A 22,437-nucleotide genomic window follows, 5' to 3' on the forward strand; every position below is an offset into this window, starting at 1 on the left:
AAATAGTTTGCCTGCGCATTATTTTGCGAGCCAGCGCACAGTTGTGCATTCTCTCAATAGCAGTGTGAAATAACGTAATTGAGCAAGCCAAAATGTCTATTCACTATTACTCCTGTATCAACGACTCGCCGCATACCCTGATTATGGAGCTCAATATGCAAGCTTATTTCGACCAACTCGATCGTGTTCGTTACGAAGGCCCGAAAACAACCAATCCTTTAGCATTTCGTCACTACAACCCGGATGAGCTGGTGCTGGGTAAGCGCATGGAAGATCATTTGCGCTTTGCCGCCTGTTACTGGCATACCTTCTGCTGGAACGGAGCCGATATGTTCGGCGTGGGTTCCTTTGACCGTCCATGGCAGCAGCCGGGTGAGGCCATCGAGCTGGCGAAGCGTAAAGCCGATGTCGCCTTTGAATTCTTCCACAAACTGAACGTGCCGTACTACTGCTTCCATGACGTGGATGTGTCGCCGGAAGGCGCCTCACTGAAAGAGTATCTGAACAATTTCGCGCAGATGGTGGATGTGCTGGCGGCTAAACAGCAGCAAAGCGGCGTGAAGCTGCTGTGGGGCACGGCCAACTGCTTTACCAACCCACGCTATGGCGCGGGTGCGGCAACCAATCCTGATCCGGAAGTGTTTAGCTGGGCGGCAACGCAGGTGGTTACCGCAATGAACGCCACGCATCAGCTGGGCGGCGAAAACTATGTGCTGTGGGGCGGTCGTGAAGGCTATGAAACCCTGCTCAACACCGACCTGCGTCAGGAGCGCGAGCAGATTGGCCGCTTTATGCAGATGGTGGTCGACCATAAACACAAAATCGGTTTCCGCGGTACGCTGCTGATCGAACCGAAGCCTCAGGAACCTACTAAGCACCAGTACGACTACGACGTTGCTACCGTGTACGGCTTCCTGAAACAGTTCGGCCTGGAAAAAGAGATCAAAGTTAACATTGAAGCCAACCATGCCACGCTGGCCGGCCACTCTTTCCATCACGAGATCGCGTCTGCTATCGCGCTGGGTATCTTCGGTTCTGTTGATGCTAACCGCGGCGATGCGCAACTGGGTTGGGATACCGACCAGTTCCCGAACAGCGTGGAAGAGAATGCGCTGGTGATGTATGAAATTATCAAAGCGGGGGGGTTCACCACCGGCGGGCTGAACTTCGATGCCAAAGTGCGCCGTCAGAGCACCGACAAATACGACCTGTTCTATGGCCATATTGGCGCAATGGATACCATGGCGTTGGCGCTGAAAGTCGCCGCCCGCATGATTGAAGACGGTGAACTGGATAAACGTGTCGCGAAGCGTTATAGCGGCTGGAACAGTGAGCTGGGTCAGCAAATTTTGAAAGGCCAGTTATCGCTTGCGGACGTCGCGAAGTACGCTGAACAACATCAACTGGCACCGCAGCATCAGAGCGGGCATCAGGAGCTGCTGGAAAACCTGGTTAATCACTACCTGTTCGATAAATAACAGCGAGTAGATAATAACGTAAGCCCGGTAAGCGTCGCGCCACCGGGCATTTCTGTTAAAGGAGTCACCGAATGTATATCGGGATTGATCTTGGCACATCGGGTGTGAAAGCCATCCTGTTAAGCGAGCAGGGCGACGTGTTAGCAACGCAGACAGAAAAGCTGCAGGTCTCACGTCCGCATCCGCTATGGTCGGAACAGGATCCGGAGCAGTGGTGGCTGGCAACGGATCGTGCAATCAAAGCGCTAGGTGAACAGCACAGTCTGCGTGACGTCAAAGCCCTCGGCATTGCCGGGCAAATGCACGGCGCGACGTTACTGGACAGTCAGCATCACGTTCTGCGACCGGCCATTCTCTGGAACGATGGTCGCTGTGCAGAAGAGTGCGCACTCCTTGAAGAGCGAGTACCCACCTCCCGCAGTATCACCGGCAACCTGATGATGCCCGGTTTTACCGCACCAAAGTTACTGTGGGTACACCGCCATGAACCGGAAATTTTCCGTCAGGTGGCGAAAGTTTTACTGCCAAAAGATTATCTGCGTTTTCGCATGACGGGTGATTTCGCCAGCGACATGTCCGACGCTGCCGGCACGATGTGGCTCGACGTGGCCAAACGTGACTGGAGCGAGGCCATGCTCGATGCCTGCCACCTGACTCGCGAACATATGCCAGCGCTCTATGAGGGCAGTGAGATAACGGGTACCTTACAGCCTGCCGTCGCAGAACGCTGGAATATGCCCGCTGTCCCGGTGGTGGCCGGTGGCGGTGACAACGCGGCGGGTGCCGTGGGGGTCGGGATGGTGGAAGCCGGGCAGGCGATGCTTTCGCTGGGAACGTCTGGCGTCTATTTTGCGGTCAGCGATGGTTATCGCAGTAATCCTGAAAGTGCCGTTCACAGTTTCTGCCATGCGCTGCCGGGAAAATGGCATCTGATGTCGGTTATGTTGAGCGCCGCCTCTTGCCTTGACTGGGCCGCGAAACTGACCGGGATGGCTGATGTTCCGGCACTGATTGCTGCTGCACAGCTGGCGGATGAAAGTGCGGGTACCGTCTGGTTTTTACCTTATCTTTCCGGCGAGCGCACGCCGCATAACAATCCGGAAGCGAAAGGGGTGTTCTTTGGGTTAACCCATCAGCATGGCCCGGCGGAACTGGCTCGTGCCGTTCTGGAAGGCGTGGGATATGCCCTGGCGGACGGAATGGACGTGGTGCATGACTGCGGTGTGACGCCGGCGAGTATCACCCTGATTGGCGGCGGTGCGCGTAGCAGCTACTGGCGCCAGATGCTGTCTGATATCAGCGGACTGCAGCTCGATTTTCGTACCGGTGGTGATGTGGGGCCTGCGCTCGGTGCAGCGCGACTGGCACAGATTGCCATGAACCCGGAAACGCCGCTTTCTCAGCTGTTACCGCAGCTTCAACTGGAACAGGCGCATCTGCCTGATGCGGCACGTCATGCGCGTTATGCGCAAAGACGCGAGGTCTTTCGCAAAATCTACCAACAGCTGCTGCCGCTGATGTCGTAAATACGGTTGTCTGTCAGAGGCACGAGGTTGTCCTTTTTTGGTCTGTGCGGGCCTTTATTTCCTTGCCAGTATGGTGTCATACCCACTGGCGAGGAGATTCAACATGTCACGTACTGCATTAATCAACATCGATACTCAGCAGTCTTTTCATCATCGTCATTACTGGCAGGAGGACGAGATTCCTGCCTTTCAGCAGGCGATGCTGGGGCTGATTGAGGGCTGCCAGGCGCGTGGCATTCCTGTCGTTGATATTTTCCATGTAGATGAAGACGGTCCGTTCACACTGCAAAGCGGCTATGTCAAACCGATGGCCTTTTTACGTCATCAGCCGGACGTGGTCTTCCAGAAACACGTCCATAATGCGTTCACGGATACCGGGCTTGACCGCTGGCTGCGTGAGCGAGACATTAATCAGCTCATCGTGTGCGGCATTCGCACGGAACAATGCTGTGAAACCACTGCGCGGGTGGCATCCGATCTGGGCTATGCTGTGACCTTTGTTAGCGAGGCAACGCTCACGTTTCCAATGACGCACAAGGGGATAACCCTGAGCGCAGAGGAACTGCGTCATCGTACCGAGACGGTACTGGCCGGGCGGTTTGCCGACATTAAAACGGTTGCGGAGACGCTGGAGTCACTGTAATGAGCATCGACGTCTGGTTTGTGATGTTGCCCGGGGTGCTGTCATTAGACATGACGGGCCCGGCAGAGACCTTTGTGCTGGCAGGGGACGCGTTTCGCCTGCATTACATTGGTCCGCAGGCAGAGGTTCCGACGTCGATTGGTCTGATGATGGGCGGTATTCAGCCGCTGCCGGAAAGCCTGCCTGAGGGCAGTTTGCTGGTGCTGCCGGGGGTAAGCGACTCCCGCTTTCAGTTTTCAACGCCGCAGGCGCAGTTGATTCAGCACTGGTTAATGCGCCTGCAGCCGCACATTCATCGTCAGGATATCACCGTCATGTGCGTCTGTTCAGGGGCGTTGCTGGCGGCAAAATCGGGCTTGCTGAATCACCGGCAGTGCACAACGCATCATGACGTTATAAGCCGTTTGCGTACGGCGGCTCCGACGGCAATCATCAAAGAAAACCGGATCTTCGTGCAGGATGAGAATATCTGGACCAGCGCCGGCATCACCTCGGGCATCGACCTGGCGCTGCATATGATTAACCGTCTGTGTGGCGCAGAAAAAGCGCTGGCCGTGGCGCGCGAAATGGTGGTCTGGTTTCGTCGCTCCGGGGACGATCCCCAGCTGTCGCCATGGTTACGCTACCGCAATCATCTTCACCCGGCCATTCATCGCGCGCAGGATGCGCTTACCACCGAGCCGCACAAAGCCTGGGCTTTACCCGAGATTGCCGCTCTGGCGCATGTCAGCCCGCGCCATTTAACGCGGCTTTTTCAGACGCATTTAGGGATAAGCGTTCGCGACTATCTGGAGCAGTTGCGTCTGGCGGTGGCTGAACAGTGGCTGTTGCAAGGGCGTGGCGTGGAACAGGCCTCACTGGCCGCGGGGTTTTCCTCCCCGCGCCAGTATCATCGTGCCCGACAGCGCAGCGTTAACTGACGAAGCGGCGGGTGTCGAACTTCTGCAGCAGCATTGACAGCAGCAGGCTCGTCATCAGCGTGACGGTGAAAATCCAGAGAATATCCAGTACCGGCCAGCTTTTGAACTCGACCCCTCTCGTTCTCAGGGCGTGGATCACCAGCGCGTGAAAACCGTATATACCGAGCGAGTGCCGGGAGATAACGCTCAACACCGGAAGAGGGCGTGCGTTCAGGGTGTTTTTGGCGAGCGTAAGCAGGGATACGGCACAGATGAAGACCATCGGGCCGCAATACAGGTACCAGGTATCGGCAAAATTGCCGCGCCATTGCAGTTCATGCAGCGTTCCACGCGAAATCACGATCACGCCGATGATAAACAGCGCTGCACATAGCCCGTTCATGCCGCGTTTTTGGGTGTCCATCATCCCGATAGCTCGCCCCAGCATGCCGTAGAGCACGTAGTAAAAGGTATCGCCGTTGATGTAGAGATTGACCGGTAACCATTCAAAACCATCAATTTTCTGCGAGACCGTATTCGGGTTGGCTATGATGCCAATGACCACCATCAGCGCCAGCAGCATTTTCCCGCTCACGGTTTTCACCTGAATCAGTGGGGAAACCAGATAGATAACGATAATGGCGAAGAAAAACCACAGATGGTAGAAGACGGGTTTTTGCAGAAGGTGTTTGAGAGATAGCCCGGCGTTAATCGAGGTGAACAGGGTGATATAGAGCAAGGCCACGGCGCTGTAGAAGCCCAGGCAGGCGGCGATGCGGATAAAATGACGCGGTTGCGCGCTACGCTCGCCAAAAAAGAGAAAGCCGGAAATCATAAAGAACAACGGCACACTGACCCGCGACGCGGAGTTAAGAATATTGGCTATATCCCAGTTAACAGGGCTGATACTGTGCGCATTGGTGACATACCAGGTCGTCGTGTGGATCATGACCACCATCAGACACGCTATTCCTCGCAGATTATCAATCCAGCTAATTTTTGACGACATCAGTTCCTCATCATCCCTTGTAAATTCAGTGTGACTGCGATTGTATTGAAGCCTCTCTCTGGAAAATTCTGAGTTTTATTGAGCAGCCTTGTTTGAAAGCCGCGAGGTTCGCAGAATGCCAGGGCATAATCTATAAAAGCTTTGCTACTAAAAATAACAGCCACTGAACAGGGCGGTAATAAAAATGATGATGAAGCGTGCGGCGTCACTCTTTCTGCTGTTTATCCTGGCAGGATGCAGTACGCCACCCTCTGCACCCGTGCAAAAAGCACAGCAGGGAAAAATCAGCCCGGAACGCTCCCTGAATATGGAGCAGTTCTGTAAGGATCAGGCTGCGCGCCGCTATAACTCGGATGCGCAGAACATTGATGTCACCGGATTTGAGCGATTCCAGGGGAGTTATGAGCTGAAAGGCCATACGTCCCGTAAAGAGGGCTTTGTCTGTTCGTTTGACGCAGACGGTCAGTTTTTACATCTCTCCATGCGCTAAGCCGCTCGCATAATCAACAGCCAGACGCCAGCGACTGCCTGGCGTGGTGGCTTATTTCCCCAATTTTCCCTAAACAAACCCGTTTCGTACTGTATATCTTGCAGGCAGCGGGTATACTGGTCCCTTCCATTTAAAACCACACGTATCCAGCACGACATACTATGCAAAAGTTTGATACCAAGACCTTCCAGGGCCTGATCCTGACCTTACAGGATTACTGGGCTCGTCAGGGCTGTACCATTGTTCAACCTTTGGACATGGAAGTAGGCGCAGGCACTTCACACCCAATGACCAGCTTACGCGCGTTGGGGCCGGAGCCAATGGCGACTGCTTATGTGCAACCTTCACGTCGTCCGACCGATGGCCGTTACGGCGAAAACCCGAACCGTCTGCAGCATTACTATCAGTTCCAGGTGGTGATTAAGCCATCGCCAGACAACATTCAGGAACTGTACCTCGGGTCACTGAAAGAGCTGGGTATGGATCCAACCATTCACGATATCCGTTTCGTGGAAGATAACTGGGAGAACCCAACGCTGGGTGCCTGGGGTCTGGGTTGGGAAGTGTGGCTGAACGGTATGGAAGTGACGCAGTTCACTTACTTCCAGCAGGTTGGCGGTCTGGAATGTAAACCGATTACCGGCGAAATCACCTACGGTCTGGAACGTCTGGCCATGTATATTCAGGGCGTAGACAGCGTTTACGACTTGGTCTGGAGCGACGGCCCGCTGGGTAAAACCACCTACGGCGACGTGTTCCATCAGAACGAAGTGGAGCAATCCACTTATAACTTCGAATACGCGGATGTGGACTTCCTGTTCACCTGCTTCGAGCAGTACGAGAAAGAAGCGCAGCAGTTGTTGGCGCTGGAGTCTCCGCTGCCGCTGCCTGCTTACGAGCGTATTCTGAAGGCCGCCCACAGCTTCAACCTGCTGGACGCCCGCAAAGCCATCTCCGTGACTGAACGTCAGCGCTACATTCTGCGTATTCGTACCCTGACCAAAGCCGTTGCAGAAGCGTACTATGCGTCCCGTGAAGCCCTTGGCTTCCCGATGTGCAACCGAAACAAATAAGAGGCGGCCATGTCTGAGAAAACTTTCCTGGTGGAAATTGGCACCGAAGAGCTGCCACCAAAAGCCCTGCGCAGCCTGGCTGAATCTTTTGCTGCGAACGTGACTGCTGAGCTGGATAACGCTGGCCTGGCACACGGTAAAATTGAATGGTTTGCTGCTCCGCGTCGTCTGGCGCTGAAAGTGGCGAACCTGGCGGCGTCTCAGCCGGATCGTGAAGTTGAAAAACGTGGCCCGGCGATTGCTCAGGCGTTTGATGCTGAAGGCAAGCCAAGCAAAGCAGCTGAAGGCTGGGCGCGTGGTTGTGGTATCACCGTCGATCAGGCTGAGCGTCTGACCACCGATAAAGGCGAGTGGCTGCTGTACCGTGCACATGTGAAAGGTGAAAGTGCGCAAGCGCTGCTGCCTGACATGATCGCCACGTCGCTGGCCAGGCTGCCGATTCCAAAACTGATGCGCTGGGGCGCAAGCGACGTGCACTTCGTGCGTCCTGTGCACACCGTGACGCTGCTGCTGGGCGATACCGTTATTCCGGCCACCATCCTGGGTGTGGCGTCCGATCGCGTGATCCGTGGGCACCGCTTCATGGGCGAGCCTGAGTTCACCATCGACAATGCTGACCAGTATCCGCAGATCCTGCTGGAGCGCGGTAAAGTTATTGCTGACTACGAACAGCGTAAAGCCAAAATCAAGGCGGATGCGGAAGACGCGGCGCGTAAGATTGGCGGTAAAGCGGATCTGAGCGACAGCCTGCTGGAAGAAGTAACCTCTCTGGTTGAATGGCCAGTGGTACTGACCGCGAAGTTCGAAGAGAAATTCCTGGCCGTGCCGGCTGAAGCGCTGGTGTACACCATGAAGGGTGACCAGAAGTACTTCCCGGTTTACGCCAACGACGGCAAGCTGCTGCCAAACTTCATCTTCGTGGCGAACATTGAATCAAAAGATCCGATCCAGATTATCTCCGGTAACGAGAAAGTGGTGCGTCCACGTTTGGCGGATGCCGAGTTCTTCTTCAACACCGACCGTAAAAAGCGTCTTGAAGATCACCTGCCACGTCTGCAGACCGTGCTGTTCCAGCAACAGCTGGGTACGCTGCGCGACAAGACTGACCGTATTGCGGAGCTGTCTGGCTGGATCGCACGTGAAATCGGTGCGGATGTGAACCACGCAACGCGCGCGGGTTTACTGTCCAAGTGCGACCTGATGACCAATATGGTGTTCGAATTTACCGACACCCAGGGTGTGATGGGGATGCACTACGCGCGTCACGACGGTGAAGCGGAAGATGTGGCCGTGGCCCTGAACGAGCAGTATCAGCCGCGCTTCGCGGGTGACGCGCTGCCGTCTAATCCGGTGGCCTGTGCGGTCGCGATTGCCGATAAGATGGACACCCTTGCAGGTATCTTTGGCATCGGCCAGCATCCAAAAGGCGACAAAGACCCGTTTGCGCTGCGTCGTGCTGCCCTGGGCGTGCTGCGTATCATCGTTGAAAAGAACCTGAACCTGGATCTGCAGACCCTGACTGAAGAAGCGGTACGTCTGTACGGTGATAAGCTGACCAACGCCAACGTGGTCGACGATGTGATCGACTTTATGCTTGGTCGCTTCCGTGCGTGGTATCAGGACGAAGGTTACACCGTCGATACCATTCAGGCGGTACTGGCACGTCGTCCAACCCGTCCGGCAGATTTCGATGCGCGTATGAAGGCGGTTTCCCACTTCCGTACGCTGGAAGCGGCATCTGCACTGGCCGCGGCTAACAAGCGTGTCTCTAACATTCTGGCGAAATCCGACGAAACGCTGAACGAGCGTGTGAACGCTGCGACGCTGAAAGAGCCAGAAGAGATCGCCCTGGCGATGCAGGTTGTGGTACTGCGTGACAAGCTGGAGCCGTATTTCGCCGAAGGCCGCTACCAGGAAGCCCTGGTGGAGCTGGCGGAACTGCGTGATGTCATCGATGCCTTCTTCGAGAAAGTGATGGTGAACGTGGAAGATAAAGAGCTGCGTATCAACCGTCTCTCTATGCTCGAAAAACTGCGTGAGCTGTTCCTGCGCGTGGCGGATATTTCGCTGCTGCAGTAACGTGCATGTGCCCGGTGACGGGCCAGCAGATGAGAAAAACCCGCTTCGGCGGGTTTTTTTATGTCTCGTTTTTTTCGTGGGCCGGATAAGCGCAGTGCAATCGCCTAAAAATTCACCTTGAAATGGTCAGCAAATTACCGTTATCCTGTTTCTCGTTATATTTCTCCCTCAGGAGCGCATCCCGAAAATGAACAAACACGACTGATGAATTTCGATCCTTGCTAAACGCGACCGCGTCGGCAGGGGATGTTTTGATTTCATTCAGGAGTGCTTATGGCTCATTTTGCGCAATCCCCTTCTTTTATTTTGCATCAGGTGACCTGTCAGTTTGCGACGGGCGATACCCTTTTTGGTCCGCTGAATCTTTCTCTGGCGCCGTCACTGTGCGCGCTGGTTGGCCGCAACGGCAGCGGTAAAACACGTCTGCTACGTTTGCTGGCAGGGTGTGATGAACCTGCCAGCGGTCATATCGAACGTTTTGCAACGCACGCTTATGTGGCACAACAGCCCGATATCTCCCCGCGAACCACGCTTGCTGAGCTGCTGGGGTATGAGGCGATTTTTGCGGCGCGTAAGCGCATCGACAGCGGTGACTACCAGCCCGATGATTTGGCGTTACTCGACGGACACTGGGATGTAGCAGAACGTCTGAGCGAGGCGTTTTTCCACGCAAAACTTCCACCATTTGACCCGGATAAATCAGCCATGGAACTCAGTGGCGGCGAGCGCATTCGCGCGTTGCTCTGTGGCGCGTTTACGTCTGATGCGGATTATCTGCTGCTGGACGAACCCACCAACCATCTTGACCGGCAGGGACGTGAGTGGTTCTACGACCAGCTCGCCCGTTATCAGGGGGGCGTGCTGGTGGCCTCCCACGACCGTGAACTGCTGGCGAAGGTACCGCGTATTCTTGAACTGAGCGCCTCGGGTCTTCGCCACTACGGTGGCAGTTATGACGACTATACGCATCAGCGGGACGCCGAACAGCAGGCAGCCCGTGCGGCACTGGAACATGCGGCAACAGAACGCAAACGCACCCGCGCGCGAATGCAAAAAGAGCATGACGAAAGCCAGCGGCGTTCGGCGAAGACGTTACGTACGGTCGATAACCTTAATATCGCCTCGTTCGAGCGGGTCAGATACAAAATGGCCGCCAAAGAGCGCATTGGCACCTGGAAAAAACAGCATGGCGATCAACATGAAGCGCTGAATGCTGCGGTGAACAAGGCCCGGGAGCGAGTTGAAGAGGAGAATCCGGTGATGTTCACGTTGCCTGGAAGCCAGATTGCTGAGGGGAAACAGGTGCTGGTGATGGAGGGGCTGGTGCTGCCGCACGTCACTCTCCCGCCGACCAACTGGCGGATGGACGGACCGATGCGCGTGGCGCTAAAAGGGCCAAACGGCTGCGGTAAATCGACGCTTTTAAAAGCCATTCTCGGCGAAGTGGCTCCGCTCTCAGGAACGTGTAAGGTATCGGTAAACTGCGCTTATCTCGATCAACATCTGTCGCAGCTCGATCTTTCGCAGTCGGTGATGGCGCATCTCAATCTGAGTCACACACCTCTGGAAGAGGGTGTGCTGCGAACCCGTTTAGCGCAGCTTCAGTTGGGCGCTGACAAAGTGGCGCTTCCGCTGGCTGAGCTGAGCGGCGGGGAACGTCTCAAGGCTGCTCTGGCCTGTGTCTTGTGGCGTGAAGACGCTACGCAGCTTTTACTGCTGGATGAACCGACCAACCATCTGGATCTGGCCTCGGTCGAGGCGATTGAAGCCGCACTGGCCGGTTTCCCCGGGGCATTGCTGGTGGTTTCTCACGATGAGGCTTTTTTGCGGGGGTTAGCATTGACGCATGAACTGGTCTGGGAAGAGGCGGGTTGGCGGTGTGCCCCCCTTTAAAACACAAGCCCCCGCAAAGGCGGGGGCGGTAACTTACTTTACTGCATCATGCTATATGCTTGCTGAGTGCAGGGTTGGCCTGAATCAGGCGCATCAGCTTTAGCTCGGTTGGGGTGGGTTTTTCGCGTTTTGACTCCCACTCCTGCACCATAGCCACGCTGACACCCATCGCTCTGGCGAATTCTTCAGTTTTTAATCCAGTCCCCTTGCGCAATTGCTCATATTCTTTAAAGGGATTGGATCTTTGTTGCAGGGCTAACGTCTGCGGTACATCTTTAAAAATAATCTGTTCCAGGCTGCTCAGCAGCTCAAGCTCAGGATCTTTATATTCCATTGAGGACTCCTCTTAAATCACATACCGGGATCAAGAACATCAGAGAGCCTGTTAAGAATAGTCCCTAATACAAACGACGGATCGTCACGGATGTGATTAATCGTGCGGTAACGATCGCTTTATGCGTTTCAGCCGTTGCCACGGTGAGACTAATTACCTGATTACGCTTATGTCGGCTTCGCCAGGTATTTTTTTGTAAATAGTAAGAAATAAAACGGCAATAGCCGTTTTGCATGAAAAGAGTATCTTGCAGGGCTGACCTGGACTATCCTTGTCAGCGTCGGGCACGCATGTGCCGGTGTGCGCTTTTTTGGGTGAAAGGAGTAATGAAATGGCGACAGGAAAGTCCTGCTCTCGCTGGTTTGCGCCTATTGCGGCGTTGTTGATGGTTGTTAGCCTGAGTGGGTGTTTTGATAAAGAAGGCGATCAGCGCAAAGCGTTTATCGATTTTCTACAGAATACGGTGATGCGCAGCGGTGAACGGTTGCCGACGCTGACTGCGGATCAGAAAAAACAGTTTGGCCCCTTCGTGTCTGATTACGCCATTCTTTATGGTTATTCACAGCAGGTGAGCCAGGCGATGGATTCCGGTATCCGTCCGGTTGTGGATAGCGTGAACGCTATTCGCGTCCCGCAGGATTACATGACGCAACGTGAACCGCTGCGCCAGTCCAACGGTGCGCTCGGCGTGCTGAGCCAACAGCTGCAGAATGCGAAAATGCAGGCGGACGCGTCACGTTCCGCGCTGAAGCAGGGCGACGATCTCAAACCGGTCTTCGACAAAGTGTATGAGAAAGTGGTGTCGAAACCTTCTGAAGCGATGCAACCGCTGATCCCAGCCGCGCAAATTTTCACGCAGCAGCTGGTTCAGGTGGGGGACTTCATCTCCCAGCAGGGCACTCAGGTGAGCTTTGTGGCCAACGGTATTCAGTTCCCGACCTCGCAGCAGGCAAGCCAGTATAATGCGCTGATTGGGCCACTGGCCTCCCAGCACCAGGCCTTTAGTCAGGCGTGGAGTGCAGCGGTCGCTGCCACAGAATAAATCGGAAAACCCCGCCTCAGGCGGGGTTTTTTATTCCGGGCGAAAATAACGCTTGTTATTCTTCTACCACATCGGTATAACTATACAGGTCGGTTTGTTACACAGACCTAAAGCAGTTTAGTAAAGCAGTCCAGATTGTTATCCATAGATACCCTTCGTAGTGACCCTTCCTTCATCGCTTAAAAATCTGTAACACAATCCATCAAGCCGGAAGGCACAATATATTTGTTAATTAAGGTAATTCTATGTCTGCTAAAATGACTGGTCTGGTAAAATGGTTCAACGCTGATAAAGGTTTCGGCTTCATCACTCCTGACGATGGCTCTAAAGACGTGTTCGTACACTTCTCTGCTATCCAGAACGAAGGCTACAAATCTCTGGATGAAGGTCAGAAAGTTTCCTTCACCATCGAAAGCGGCGCTAAAGGCCCAGCAGCTGGTAACGTTGTAAGCCTGTAAGCTTCCAACCCAGTAGCACAAATTTTAAAAACCCGCCTTCTGGCGGGTTTTTTCATTTCTATCGCTGAACCTGCGGGTTAACGCAGTTGATTTCTACCTTTCCGCTAAGGGCAGCGATCAGGTTGTCTACCGCGGTCGCGGCCATGTTGTAGCGTGTTTCATGGGTTGCTGAGCCGATGTGGGGCAGGGCCACCACGTTGGGCAATGAAAGCAACGGGGAGTCCACCGGCAGCGGTTCCTGTTCAAACACGTCAAGACCGGCAGCGTGGATCTCACCCTGTTGCAGAGCCTCAATTAACGCCTTCTCATCCACCACCGGGCCACGACCCGCGTTGATGAAAATGGCCGTTTTCTTCATTTTTTCAAACGCCTCTTTACCGATAAGATGACGGGTTTCGTCCGTCAGCGGCAGGATCAGACAGACAAAATCGGCTTCCTGCAGCAGCGTATCCAGCTCGCAGTAGCGGGCGTTAAAACGTTCTTCGGCTTCACTGTGATGACGACGCGCGTTATACAGAATCGGCATGTTAAAACCAAAATGTGCGCGCTGTGCCAGGGCCAGGCCAATACGGCCCATGCCAACGATGCCCAGCGTTTTGCCATGAACATCCACCCCAAACCAGTCCGGACCAATGCTTTTTGTCCATTCGCCAGCTTTGACGCGATCGGCCACTTCGACCACACGGCGCGCCGTGCTGAGGACCAGCGCCATCAGCGTGTCGGCCACGGTCTCCGTCAGCGCATGTGGCGTATGCATCAACAGGATCTTGCGGGCATTAAGGGCATCCACGTCGAAGTTGTCATAGCCCACGGAAACGGTAGAGGTAGCACGAAGCTTCGGCATTTTCTCCAGCAGGGCGACATCCACTTTTTCGCTTGAACCCAGCAAACCTTCGGCGCTGGCGAACGCATCGGCGTGCTGTGCCACGGTTTCCGGGCTGAGGTTCTTCACCTGGGTAACGGTGAAGTGTTCCTCAAGGCGTTTCTGCAGATCTTCCGGCAGTGCTTTATACAAAATGACGGACGGCTTCATGCTAATCTCCGTTGATTTTTAAGGATTCAGGCGTGGCGTGCGCCGACAGGTAATTGTTGATTATTAGCAGGCTTAACAATCAGAGTAAGCCACACGGAGGCGAAAAGCGCTACCCCCATAAATATGTACGATGCGGATGGGCTGCCGGTTGCTCCGTTCAGGTAACCCACAAACCAGGAGCCGCAGAACGAGCCCAGCGCCCCCATACTGTTAATCAGTGCCATCGCGCCGCCTGCCACGTTACGCGGCAGCATCTCCGGGATGATCGCAAAGAACGGTCCATAAGGGGCGTACATTGCCGCGCCCGCAATCACCAGCAGGGTGTAAGAGACCCAGAAATGGTTCGCGCCGACGGCCCAGGAACCAATGAAGGCAAAGGCAGCGATCAGCAGCAGCGGCCAGACAAACAGCTTACGGTTCTGCATTTTGTCCGATGCCCATGACGCAATGATCATGGCGATTGTGGCTGCGAGGTAAGGCACGGACGACAGCCAGCCCACTTCCACCATGCCAAGGTTTTCACCGGCATTGCGGAGAATCGATGGCAGCCACAGTACGAAACCGTACACGCCAATGCTCCAGGTGAAATACTGGGCGCAGAGCAGAATCACATTACGCGAGCGGAATGCTTCGCCGTAGTTACGCACCGCTTTCAGGCCTTGCTGTTCTTTATCCAGCTGCGCCTGCAGAGCGGCTTTTTCATCTTCGGAGAGCCATTTCGCCTGCGCAGGTTTATCTTTTACCAGCATCCACCAGCAGAATGCCCAGATAACCGCCGGCACCCCTTCGATAATGAACATTTCGCGCCAGCCGAAGGACTGGATCAGGTAGCCAGAAACCACCGACATCCACAGCACGGTGACCGGATTACCGAGGATCAGGAAAGTATTGGCTCGTGAGCGCTCGGATTTGGTAAACCAGTTGCTGATATAAATCAGCATCGCGGGCATTACCGCTGCCTCAACGACCCCAAGAATAAAGCGAATGGCTGCCAGCGCTGGAATATTATTCACCACGCCGGTCAGTGAGGCGCAGGCACCCCACAGGATCAGGCAAACGAAAATCAATTTGCGGACGCTGCGACGCTCCGCATAGATAGCGCCGGGGATCTGGAAGAAGAAGTAGCCCAGGAAGAAAAGGGCACCCAGCAACGAAGAGATACCTTTGGTGATCCCCAGGTCTTCGGTGATCCCTGCCGCGGACGCGAAACTGAAGTTGGCACGATCAAGGTACGCCAGGCTGTACGTGATAAACACGATTGGCATGATGTACCACCAGCGTTTTACTGCATTGGTCGAACTGTTCATAGGCTTGCCTCTGTTGTTGAGGTTTGTACCGCCGTTGTATGTAGGGTACACGGTGGTTTGTTTTGTTTCCCCCTGACCTACCTGAGGAGAGGGGGAGGGAAACGGAATTTATTCGTTCAGCTGTGCGCGGGTTGGTAATCCTTCACTGTCGCCCTGCACCTGGATTGCCAGCGAGCCAATTTTATTGCCGCGGGCGACGGCCTGCTGCAGCGGTTTGCCTTCCAGCAGGGCACTAATGACCCCCACGGCAAAACCATCGCCAGCGCCGACGGTATCAACCACGTTATCGACCTTCACGGCCGCGACTGCGCCTTGCTCGCCGTTAGCCGTTTTAAACCAGGCGCCATCGGCACCGGTTTTCAGCACCACCGCTTTTACCCCTTTGTTGAGGTAAAAATCGGCAATCCCTTCAGGGGTGTTTTTACCGGTCAGGATCATGCCTTCTTTCACGCCCGGCAGAACCCAGTCAGCCTGAAACGCCAGACGGTTCAGCTTCTCGACCATTTCCGCTTCGCTTTTCCACAGTACCGGGCGCAGGTTAGGATCGAATGAGATCGTTTTCCCCTGAGCCTTCATGGTGGTTGCGGCATGATCCAGTAATGCATACGAGCTGGCTGAAAGCGCAGCCGCCACGCCGCTCAGATGCAGATGGCGTGCGGAGGCGAAATAGTGGGCGTGGTAATCCTCGACTGAGAGGTGGCTCGCCGCAGACCCTTTACGGAAATACTCCACAATGGGATCGGTTCCATTTTCGACTTTCGATTTAAGTTGGAAACCGGTCGGGAAGCGTCCATCAAGGGTGACGCCGGAAGCATCAATGCCCTCTTTTTTCAGCGAATCGAGAACGAAATGGCCAAAGCTGTCATCACCCACGCGGCTGACCCAGCCGACGTTCAGACCCAGGCGCGCCAGGCCGGTCGCGACGTTCAGCTCAGCCCCCGCCACGCGTTTGATAAAGTGCTCCACCGTACTCAGGTCGCCCGTTTCGGTGGCGACAAACATCGCCATGGCTTCGCCGATAGTGATCACATCCAGCGTCTTGTGCATGGTTTACTCCTCACGCAGCAGGTTTACGTAATGACGGGTGACGGCGGTTAAATCCGCCCCTTCCAGCGGGAACTCGATACCACGCGGGGCATCGGCGGGCAGCTGACAAAGCAGATCCAGCCAGCGCGCATCGGCCCGATCCGGCGCCACGGCGCGGAAATTTTCTTTATGCGGCACGGCGGCTTTAACGTGGATATAGCTCACTGCGGAGGCCAGATGGTGCGCGGCTTCTTCCGGGGAGTCGCCCACCCACAGCCAGTTGCCCATGTCGAACGTCAGCGTGACGGGCAGCGCCATGTCCCGGCAGGCGGCTTTGAAGCGCTGCATCGGCGCAAGCTGGCCGCAGTCGGTCTGGTCGTTTTCCACCACCAGGGCCATACCGCTTTCATCGAGCAGGGCACGCAGGGCGTGAAGCGGCTGGGTGTCGCTGAAATGACCCAGCGAGACCTTGAGCCACAGCGCATTCAGGGTATTGGCTTCGCTGAGATAACGGGGCAGGTCAGGGTTGAGGGTGCCATCGGGCATAAACAGGGCCGCAGGGGCGGAGTAGCATGCCAGCAGGCCCAGCAGCTCAATGGATTCACCCAGCGCGGGCAGCGCCAGCAGCTCTTCGCTGTTGAACAGCTCGCGGCGGATCTCGACGCCGTCGGCACCCGCGCCCGCAATGACGGGCAGCATTGCCCGTTGACCACCTGCCTGTCGCACCTGTTCCGCGCCATACGCGGCGGTGACCACCATGATTTTTCTGCCCATCGTCGGACTCCATCGCAATACATCAATACTATTACGCTAGATGGAACCGGTTCCAAAGAAAAGGTCAGGATGTTGAATTTATGATCGGTATCACAAGGGAAAATTAACGGGCGGTGGAGCCGCGAACAATCAACTCGCCGGAAAATACCTGTTCGCGAACGGCATCGCTGGTGCCTTCAATACGACGAACCACTTGTTCAACAGCGGCATAGCCAATCTGCCAGGTGGGTTGTTTGAGGGTGGTGATCCCGACGCCAGCCAGTTCTGCCCACTCGAGTTCATCGAACCCCAGCAGACCGATATCGCTTCCCCAGTGCAGGCCGATGCGCTTAAGCGAGCGTGCGACCTGCAGGGTCAGCGCCCCGTTGGCAGAAATAACGGCTTTACGCATTCCGCGATGGCGGGTGTGGAACTGCCGCAGGGTATTGTCGAGCTGATCGGCTTCATGAAGTGGCGTTTCGGCATTCTCGGCAATCACGCCGGGGTAACGCTCCAGCGTGGCACGAAACGCGCTCAGTCGCTCACGACGGGTGTTGACCATGCCCAGAGGTTCGCTCAGAAACAGGATGGCTTCAAAGCCCTGTTCAATCAGATGCTCAGTGGCGGTTGTCGCCGCCTGAGTGTTATCCAGCCCGACGACATCGCAGGCGAATTCCGGGATTTTGCGGTCGATAAGAACCATCGGCAGGGAGGATTGCTGCAGACGGTTTAAGCCCTCTTCACGCATGCCCACGGCATTCACCACAATTCCTTCGACCTGATAGCTGCGCAGCAGATCCAGGTAATGCAGCTCCTGATCGACTTCGTTGTTGGTGTTACAGACCAGCGGCGTAAAGCCCTTTTCGCGACAGGCGGCTTCAATTCCGCTCAATACGTTAACGGAGTAGGGATTGGTGATATCGGCGATGATAAGCCCGATAAGACGGGTACGACCCCGTTTGAGCCCGCGCGCCATAAGGCTAGGGCGGTAGTCGAGATCGGCAATGGCTTGTTCAATACGAGCGAGCAGCGCATCGGACAGCAGGTGTTTCTCGCCGTTGAGGTAGCGTGAAATGCTGGTTTTACCGGTGTTTGCGGCTTTCGCCACGTCGCTGATTGTGGCCCGTGTTGGTTTGCTCATCGCTGAATTCCCTGAAGTGAGTGAGAACACCTTAGCGGGAAAATTAGCGATGGCAAGCGGTTCATGCCGATGTGGCGGCATGACACCCTTATCCCCCTCTCCCCCTGGAAGAGGGGGGCAGCCCTTACTGAATTGGGCTTAAGGTAATCTCAACGCGACGGTTCTGCGCTTTGCCTTCCGCCGTGCTGTTGCTGGCGATAGGGTTTGCAGGGCCCATGCCGCTGGTACGGATGCGGTTTGCTGCAACGCCCTGCGTGATCAGCGAGCTGGCCACAGAATCGGCACGCTGCTGAGACAGGCGCATATTCAGATCCTGGCTGCCGGTGCTGTCGGTATAACCGATCACATTCACCGCAGTCTTGTTGTACTCTTTCAGCACCATTGCCACGCCGGTCAGGGTGTTCGCCCCAGCAGGTTTCAGCGTTGCGCTGCTGCTGTCGAAGGTGACGTTGTTTGGCATATTCAGGATGATGTTATCGCCGCTGCGCGTGACGCTCACGCCGGTGCCTTTCATTTTGTCGCGCAGTTTTGCTTCCTGCACATCCATGTAATAACCCACGCCGCCGCCCAGGGCTGCACCTGCCGCTGCGCCAATTAACGCGCCTTTGCCGCGGTCTTTCTTGGAGGAGGAGAGTGCGCCCACACCGGCCCCTACCAGCGAGCCGAGACCCGCGCCGATGCCGGATTTACCTGCTTCGCTTTCACCGGTGTAAGGGTTTGTTGTGCAGCCAGAAACAGCCAGTGCACCGCTCACCAGAGCGGCAATAATGAATACGCGTTTTTTCATCTTATTTCCTTAATCCTTTTTATTCTTTGCCACGACGCGCGTGGCAGTTGATTATGACGTCCAGATACGGAGAAAATTCCGGGTATAACTCTGAAATTTGTGACAAACCATAAACTGCCTCACTAAGAAGGCCGTAAAACCTGCACGCAACCAGGAGCGCACGCTTGAGCACCTCAACAAAAACGATTCTGACCGCCGCCCACTGGGGGCCGATGCTGGTCGAAACCGATGGCGAAAATGTTCTGTCGTCTCGCGGGGCATTGCCAACGCAACATCCCAACTCTTTACAGACCGTCGTTCGCGATCAGGTGCACAGCAAAACGCGCGTGCGCTGGCCGATGGTGCGTAAAGGATTTCTGACGTCGCCAGACAAGCCGCAGGGGATTCGTGGTCAGGATGAGTTTGTCCGGGTGAGCTGGGATGACGCGCTGGCGCTGATCCATGCGCAGCACAAACGTATTCGCGACACGTATGGCCCGTCGTCCATTTTTGCCGGATCTTACGGCTGGCGTTCAAACGGCGTGCTGCATAAGGCTTCGACGTTACTGCAGCGCTATATGAGTCTGGCCGGGGGGTATACCGGCCATCTTGGGGATTACTCCACCGGCGCAGCGCAGGCGATCATGCCCTACGTGGTGGGCGGTAACGAAGTGTATCAGCAGCAGACCAGCTGGCCGCTGGTGCTGGAGCACACCGATGTGGTGGTGCTGTGGAGCGCCAACCCGCTCAACACCCTGAAAATCGCGTGGAATGCCAGTGACGAGCAGGGGATCCCGTATTTCGATGCGCTGCGTAAAAGCGGCAAGCGCATCATCTGCATTGACCCGATGCGCTCGGAAACCATGGACTTCTTCGGCGACAGCGCCGAGTGGATTGCCCCGCATATGGGCACCGACGTGGCGATGATGCTGGGCATTGCCCATACGCTGGTGGAGAACGGCTGGCACGATACCGGGTTCCTCGCACGCTGTACCACCGGTTTTGACAACTTCGCCGACTATCTGACGGGCAATACAGACGGTATTGCCAAAACGGCAGAGTGGGCGGCAGAGATTTGTGGGGTTCCTGCGACCAAACTGCGTGAACTGGCAGCGTTATTCCACCAAAACACCACGATGTTAATGTCCGGATGGGGGATGCAGCGCCAGCAGTTCGGTGAGCAGAAACACTGGATGCTCGTGACGCTGGCCGCCATGCTCGGGCAAATTGGTACGCCGGGCGGTGGGTTTGGTCTCTCTTATCATTTCGCCAATGGCGGCAACCCGACCCGCAAAGCGGCAGTGCTGGCTTCTCTGCAGGGCTCGGTTCAGGGCGGTGTGGATGCCGTGGATAAAATCCCGGTGGCGCGCATTGTTGAAGCCCTGGAAAACCCGGGCGGGTTTTATCAGCATAACGGTCTGGATCGCCACTTCCCGGATATCCGGTTTGTCTGGTGGGCCGGCGGCGCGAACTTTACTCATCACCAGGACACGAATCGCCTGATCCGCGCCTGGCAGAAGCCAGAACTGGTGGTTATCTCAGAATGCTTCTGGACCGCCTCAGCCAAACATGCCGATATTGTGCTGCCGGCGACCACCTCGTTTGAGCGTAACGACCTCACCATGACCGGTGACTACAGCAATCAGCATATGGTACCGATGAAGCGCGTCGTAGCGCCGCGTGATGAGGCGCGTGATGATTTTGAGGTGTTTGCTGAGCTGAGCGAGTTGTGGGAAACGGGGGGGCGCGAGCGTTTTACCGAGGGCAAAACGGATTTGCAGTGGCTGGAGACGTTCTACCAGATTGCAGGCCAGCGCGGGGCCCCGCAGGGCGTGACGCTGCCGCCATTTGCACAGTTCTGGGAAGCGAACCAGATTATTGAGATGCCGGAGAGCGAACAGAATGCGCAGTTTGTTCGCTTCGCCGATTTCCGCCGCGACCCGGAGAACCATCCGCTGAAAACCGAGAGCGGGAAGATTGTGATCTACAGCGAGCGTATCGCCCAATTTAAGTATGCCGACTGTCCGGCGCATCCAACGTGGCTTGAGCCGGACGAGTGGCACGGTAATGCCCAGCCGGAACAGCTGCAGGTGTTATCGGCCCATCCTGCCCATCGCCTGCACAGCCAGCTTAACTATTCATCACTGCGCGAGCGGTATGCGGTTGCCGGGCGAGAGCCCGTGACCCTGAACAGCGCAGATGCGCGCGCGCGTGGGATCGTTGACGGTGACGTGGTTCGCGTCTGGAATCAGCGTGGCCAGGTGCTGGCAGGGGCGGTAGTGAGCGACGGGATTAAACCTGGCGTTATCTGCATTCACCAGGGGGCATGGCCAGACCTGGAGCCGAGCGAAGGCGGTATTTGTAAAAACGGTGCAGTAAACGTTCTGACCAAAGATCTCCCCAGCTCGAAGCTGGGGAATGGCTGCGCGGGGAACACGGCGCTGGCCTGGGTCGAGAAATATCAGGGACCCGAGCTTACGCTCACGGCGTTTGATCCGCCTGCCAGCTCATGATCCACGTTGGGTGCTGAGTGTCATCCTGCCAGGCGCTGTCTTCAATGCGAAAACCCTGTGCATGATAGAAATTCACCGCCCGGACATTTTTCTGGTAGACCTCCAGGCTTAAATACGGGAAGCGCTGTTGAACATGGTTCAGCAGCGCACGCCCAATCCCCCGACCAATAAAATCAGTTGAGACAAACAGCGCGCCTACAAACTGGGACTGCATGACGCTGATAAAGCCGCGCAGCATTCCATCCTCTTCCCATACCCAGGTTTCGGCGGCGGGCAGGTAAACATCCCGCACCATACCTTCGTTCTCTTTCCAGTAGCTTGCGCTGATAAACGGGTGCGCCTCCGTGGTGCTTTCAAGCCACAGACTCAGGAGTGGCCCGGCATTATCACTTTCCCATTTGCGGATCATGGTGCCTCCCTGGATGACAGACGCAGCCGGTAACGTGGTCGTTGACCAGGCCACAGGCCTGCATAAAGGCGTAACAGATGGTGGAGCCGACAAATTTAAAGCCGCGTTTTTTCAGTGCCTTAGAGAGCGCATCCGACGCCGGGGTGGAGGCCGGGATTTCCGCGAGCGTGGCGGCCTGGGTAATTTGCGGCGTATTGTTCACAAACGTCCAGACAAATTCTGAGAACGGTTCTCCGTTTTGCTCCATCGCCAGATAAGCGCGCGCGTTACCAATGATGGCCTGGATCTTACCGCGATGGCGGATGATGCCTGCATCCTGGACCAGCCGTTCCACATCGTCCTCGGTCATGGCAGCGACGGCGACCGGATCGAACTGATGGAAAGCATTACGATAGTTTTCCCGTTTCTTAAGCACCGTAATCCATGACAAGCCCGCCTGTTGACCTTCCAGGCAGATCATCTCAAAAAGCTTTTTCCCTTCTGTCTCCGGTACGCCCCATTCCCGATCGTGATAGTCGATATAAAGCTGATCCTGGCTTACCCAACCGCAACGCTGCATCGGTTA

21 protein-coding genes are annotated in these 22,437 nt (G+C 55.7%); 11 read left to right on the top strand and 10 right to left on the bottom strand.

Annotated elements, in window-relative coordinates; translation table 11 throughout:
- Window positions 1-155 precede the first annotated feature (155 nt).
- The 4 genes from xylA to BH714_RS16020 all read left to right on the top strand — a co-directional run bounded on the left by xylA (window position 156) and on the right by BH714_RS16020 (window position 4,567).
- Window positions 156-1,478 carry a xylose isomerase gene (gene xylA / locus BH714_RS16005; RefSeq protein ID WP_086462926.1) on the top strand — a complete coding sequence of 441 codons (1,323 nt, stop codon included), beginning with the start codon at window positions 156-158 and terminating at the stop codon, window positions 1,476-1,478.
- Between the two features lie 71 nt (window positions 1,479-1,549).
- On the top strand, window positions 1,550-3,004 hold the full coding sequence (gene xylB, locus BH714_RS16010; protein WP_040018417.1) for a xylulokinase: 1,455 nt from the start codon (window positions 1,550-1,552) through the stop codon (window positions 3,002-3,004).
- Between the two features lie 103 nt (window positions 3,005-3,107).
- Window positions 3,108-3,647, top strand: a complete 540-nt coding sequence (locus BH714_RS16015; protein ID WP_020882645.1) for an isochorismatase family protein — start codon at window positions 3,108-3,110, stop codon at window positions 3,645-3,647.
- Window positions 3,647-4,567 carry a GlxA family transcriptional regulator gene (locus BH714_RS16020; protein WP_014168122.1) on the top strand — a complete coding sequence of 307 codons (921 nt, stop codon included), beginning with the start codon at window positions 3,647-3,649 and terminating at the stop codon, window positions 4,565-4,567. Before BH714_RS16015 ends, BH714_RS16020 begins: the two co-directional genes overlap by 1 nt.
- On the opposite strand, the gene BH714_RS16025 is transcribed toward BH714_RS16020, so the two are convergent.
- Window positions 4,560-5,555, bottom strand: coding sequence for an acyltransferase (locus tag BH714_RS16025; protein WP_040018418.1), 996 nt, complete (start codon window positions 5,553-5,555; stop codon window positions 4,560-4,562). The two genes, BH714_RS16020 and BH714_RS16025, sit on opposite strands and share 8 nt — an antisense overlap.
- Window positions 5,556-5,739: 184 nt before the next feature.
- Between BH714_RS16025 and BH714_RS16030 the strand changes: the two genes are divergently transcribed.
- From BH714_RS16030 to BH714_RS16045, 4 genes are all read left to right on the top strand, one after another.
- Entirely contained in the window at window positions 5,740-6,045 is a 306-nt protein-coding gene (locus BH714_RS16030; protein ID WP_014168124.1) for a YsaB family lipoprotein, read from the top strand.
- 161 nt (window positions 6,046-6,206) lie between these two features.
- A complete protein-coding gene (glyQ, locus tag BH714_RS16035) occupies window positions 6,207-7,118 on the top strand; it encodes a glycine--tRNA ligase subunit alpha (RefSeq protein WP_014168125.1) in 912 nt (303 codons plus the stop codon).
- A gap of 9 nt (window positions 7,119-7,127) precedes the next feature.
- Window positions 7,128-9,197, top strand: a complete 2,070-nt coding sequence (gene glyS / locus BH714_RS16040) for a glycine--tRNA ligase subunit beta (RefSeq protein ID WP_014168126.1) — start codon at window positions 7,128-7,130, stop codon at window positions 9,195-9,197.
- A 273-nt stretch (window positions 9,198-9,470) separates the two neighbouring features.
- Window positions 9,471-11,090, top strand: coding sequence for an ABC-F family ATP-binding cassette domain-containing protein (locus BH714_RS16045; protein WP_025206426.1), 1,620 nt, complete (start codon window positions 9,471-9,473; stop codon window positions 11,088-11,090).
- Window positions 11,091-11,136: 46 nt separating this feature from the next.
- Here BH714_RS16045 and BH714_RS16050 read toward each other — a convergent pair whose 3' ends face one another.
- The gene (locus tag BH714_RS16050) at window positions 11,137-11,424 is read right to left on the bottom strand and encodes an HTH-type transcriptional regulator (RefSeq protein ID WP_025206425.1); all 288 of its coding nucleotides are present in this window, start codon (window positions 11,422-11,424) and stop codon (window positions 11,137-11,139) included.
- 331 nt (window positions 11,425-11,755) lie between these two features.
- Here BH714_RS16050 and BH714_RS16060 point away from each other — a divergent pair, with 331 nt between their 5' ends.
- Window positions 11,756-12,466 carry a DUF3053 domain-containing protein gene (locus BH714_RS16060; protein WP_020882641.1) on the top strand — a complete coding sequence of 237 codons (711 nt, stop codon included), beginning with the start codon at window positions 11,756-11,758 and terminating at the stop codon, window positions 12,464-12,466.
- 245 nt (window positions 12,467-12,711) lie between these two features.
- On the top strand, window positions 12,712-12,924 hold the full coding sequence (cspE, locus tag BH714_RS16065; protein WP_014168131.1) for a transcription antiterminator/RNA stability regulator CspE: 213 nt from the start codon (window positions 12,712-12,714) through the stop codon (window positions 12,922-12,924).
- Between the two features lie 58 nt (window positions 12,925-12,982).
- Here cspE and ghrB read toward each other — a convergent pair whose 3' ends face one another.
- From ghrB to BH714_RS16095, 6 genes are all read right to left on the bottom strand, one after another.
- Window positions 12,983-13,957: a glyoxylate/hydroxypyruvate reductase GhrB gene (gene ghrB / locus BH714_RS16070; RefSeq protein WP_014168132.1), complete on the bottom strand. Its 975-nt coding sequence runs from the start codon at window positions 13,955-13,957 to the stop codon at window positions 12,983-12,985.
- 26 nt (window positions 13,958-13,983) lie between these two features.
- Window positions 13,984-15,264, bottom strand: coding sequence for an MFS transporter (locus BH714_RS16075; protein WP_020882640.1), 1,281 nt, complete (start codon window positions 15,262-15,264; stop codon window positions 13,984-13,986).
- Between the two features lie 108 nt (window positions 15,265-15,372).
- The gene (locus BH714_RS16080) at window positions 15,373-16,311 is read right to left on the bottom strand and encodes a sugar kinase (RefSeq protein ID WP_014168134.1); all 939 of its coding nucleotides are present in this window, start codon (window positions 16,309-16,311) and stop codon (window positions 15,373-15,375) included.
- Between the two features lie 3 nt (window positions 16,312-16,314).
- Window positions 16,315-17,064, bottom strand: coding sequence for a sugar phosphate isomerase/epimerase family protein (locus BH714_RS16085; protein WP_040018419.1), 750 nt, complete (start codon window positions 17,062-17,064; stop codon window positions 16,315-16,317).
- Window positions 17,065-17,167: 103 nt separating this feature from the next.
- The gene (locus BH714_RS16090) at window positions 17,168-18,184 is read right to left on the bottom strand and encodes a LacI family DNA-binding transcriptional regulator (protein ID WP_014168136.1); all 1,017 of its coding nucleotides are present in this window, start codon (window positions 18,182-18,184) and stop codon (window positions 17,168-17,170) included.
- Window positions 18,185-18,308: 124 nt separating this feature from the next.
- Entirely contained in the window at window positions 18,309-18,971 is a 663-nt protein-coding gene (locus BH714_RS16095) for an OmpA family lipoprotein (RefSeq protein ID WP_040018420.1), read from the bottom strand.
- Between the two features lie 212 nt (window positions 18,972-19,183).
- On the opposite strand from BH714_RS16095, the gene BH714_RS16100 reads away from it, so the two are divergent.
- Complete coding sequence (locus BH714_RS16100; RefSeq protein ID WP_052445472.1) at window positions 19,184-21,463, top strand: molybdopterin guanine dinucleotide-containing S/N-oxide reductase; 2,280 nt, start codon at window positions 19,184-19,186, stop codon at window positions 21,461-21,463.
- On the opposite strand, the gene BH714_RS16105 is transcribed toward BH714_RS16100, so the two are convergent.
- Together BH714_RS16105 and tag are read right to left on the bottom strand one after the other, a co-directional pair.
- The gene (locus BH714_RS16105; protein ID WP_032679358.1) at window positions 21,432-21,872 is read right to left on the bottom strand and encodes an N-acetyltransferase; all 441 of its coding nucleotides are present in this window, start codon (window positions 21,870-21,872) and stop codon (window positions 21,432-21,434) included. The two genes, BH714_RS16100 and BH714_RS16105, sit on opposite strands and share 32 nt — an antisense overlap.
- Window positions 21,850-22,431 (bottom strand): DNA-3-methyladenine glycosylase I, encoded by a 582-nt coding sequence (tag, locus tag BH714_RS16110; RefSeq protein WP_014168140.1) that lies wholly within the window; start codon window positions 22,429-22,431, stop codon window positions 21,850-21,852. The genes BH714_RS16105 and tag overlap by 23 nt, the downstream gene beginning before the upstream one ends.
- Between the last annotated feature and the right edge of the window lie 6 nt (window positions 22,432-22,437).

Origin of the sequence: Enterobacter ludwigii (genome assembly GCF_001750725.1) — a bacterium.
GTDB classification, from domain to species: domain Bacteria; phylum Pseudomonadota; class Gammaproteobacteria; order Enterobacterales; family Enterobacteriaceae; genus Enterobacter; species Enterobacter ludwigii.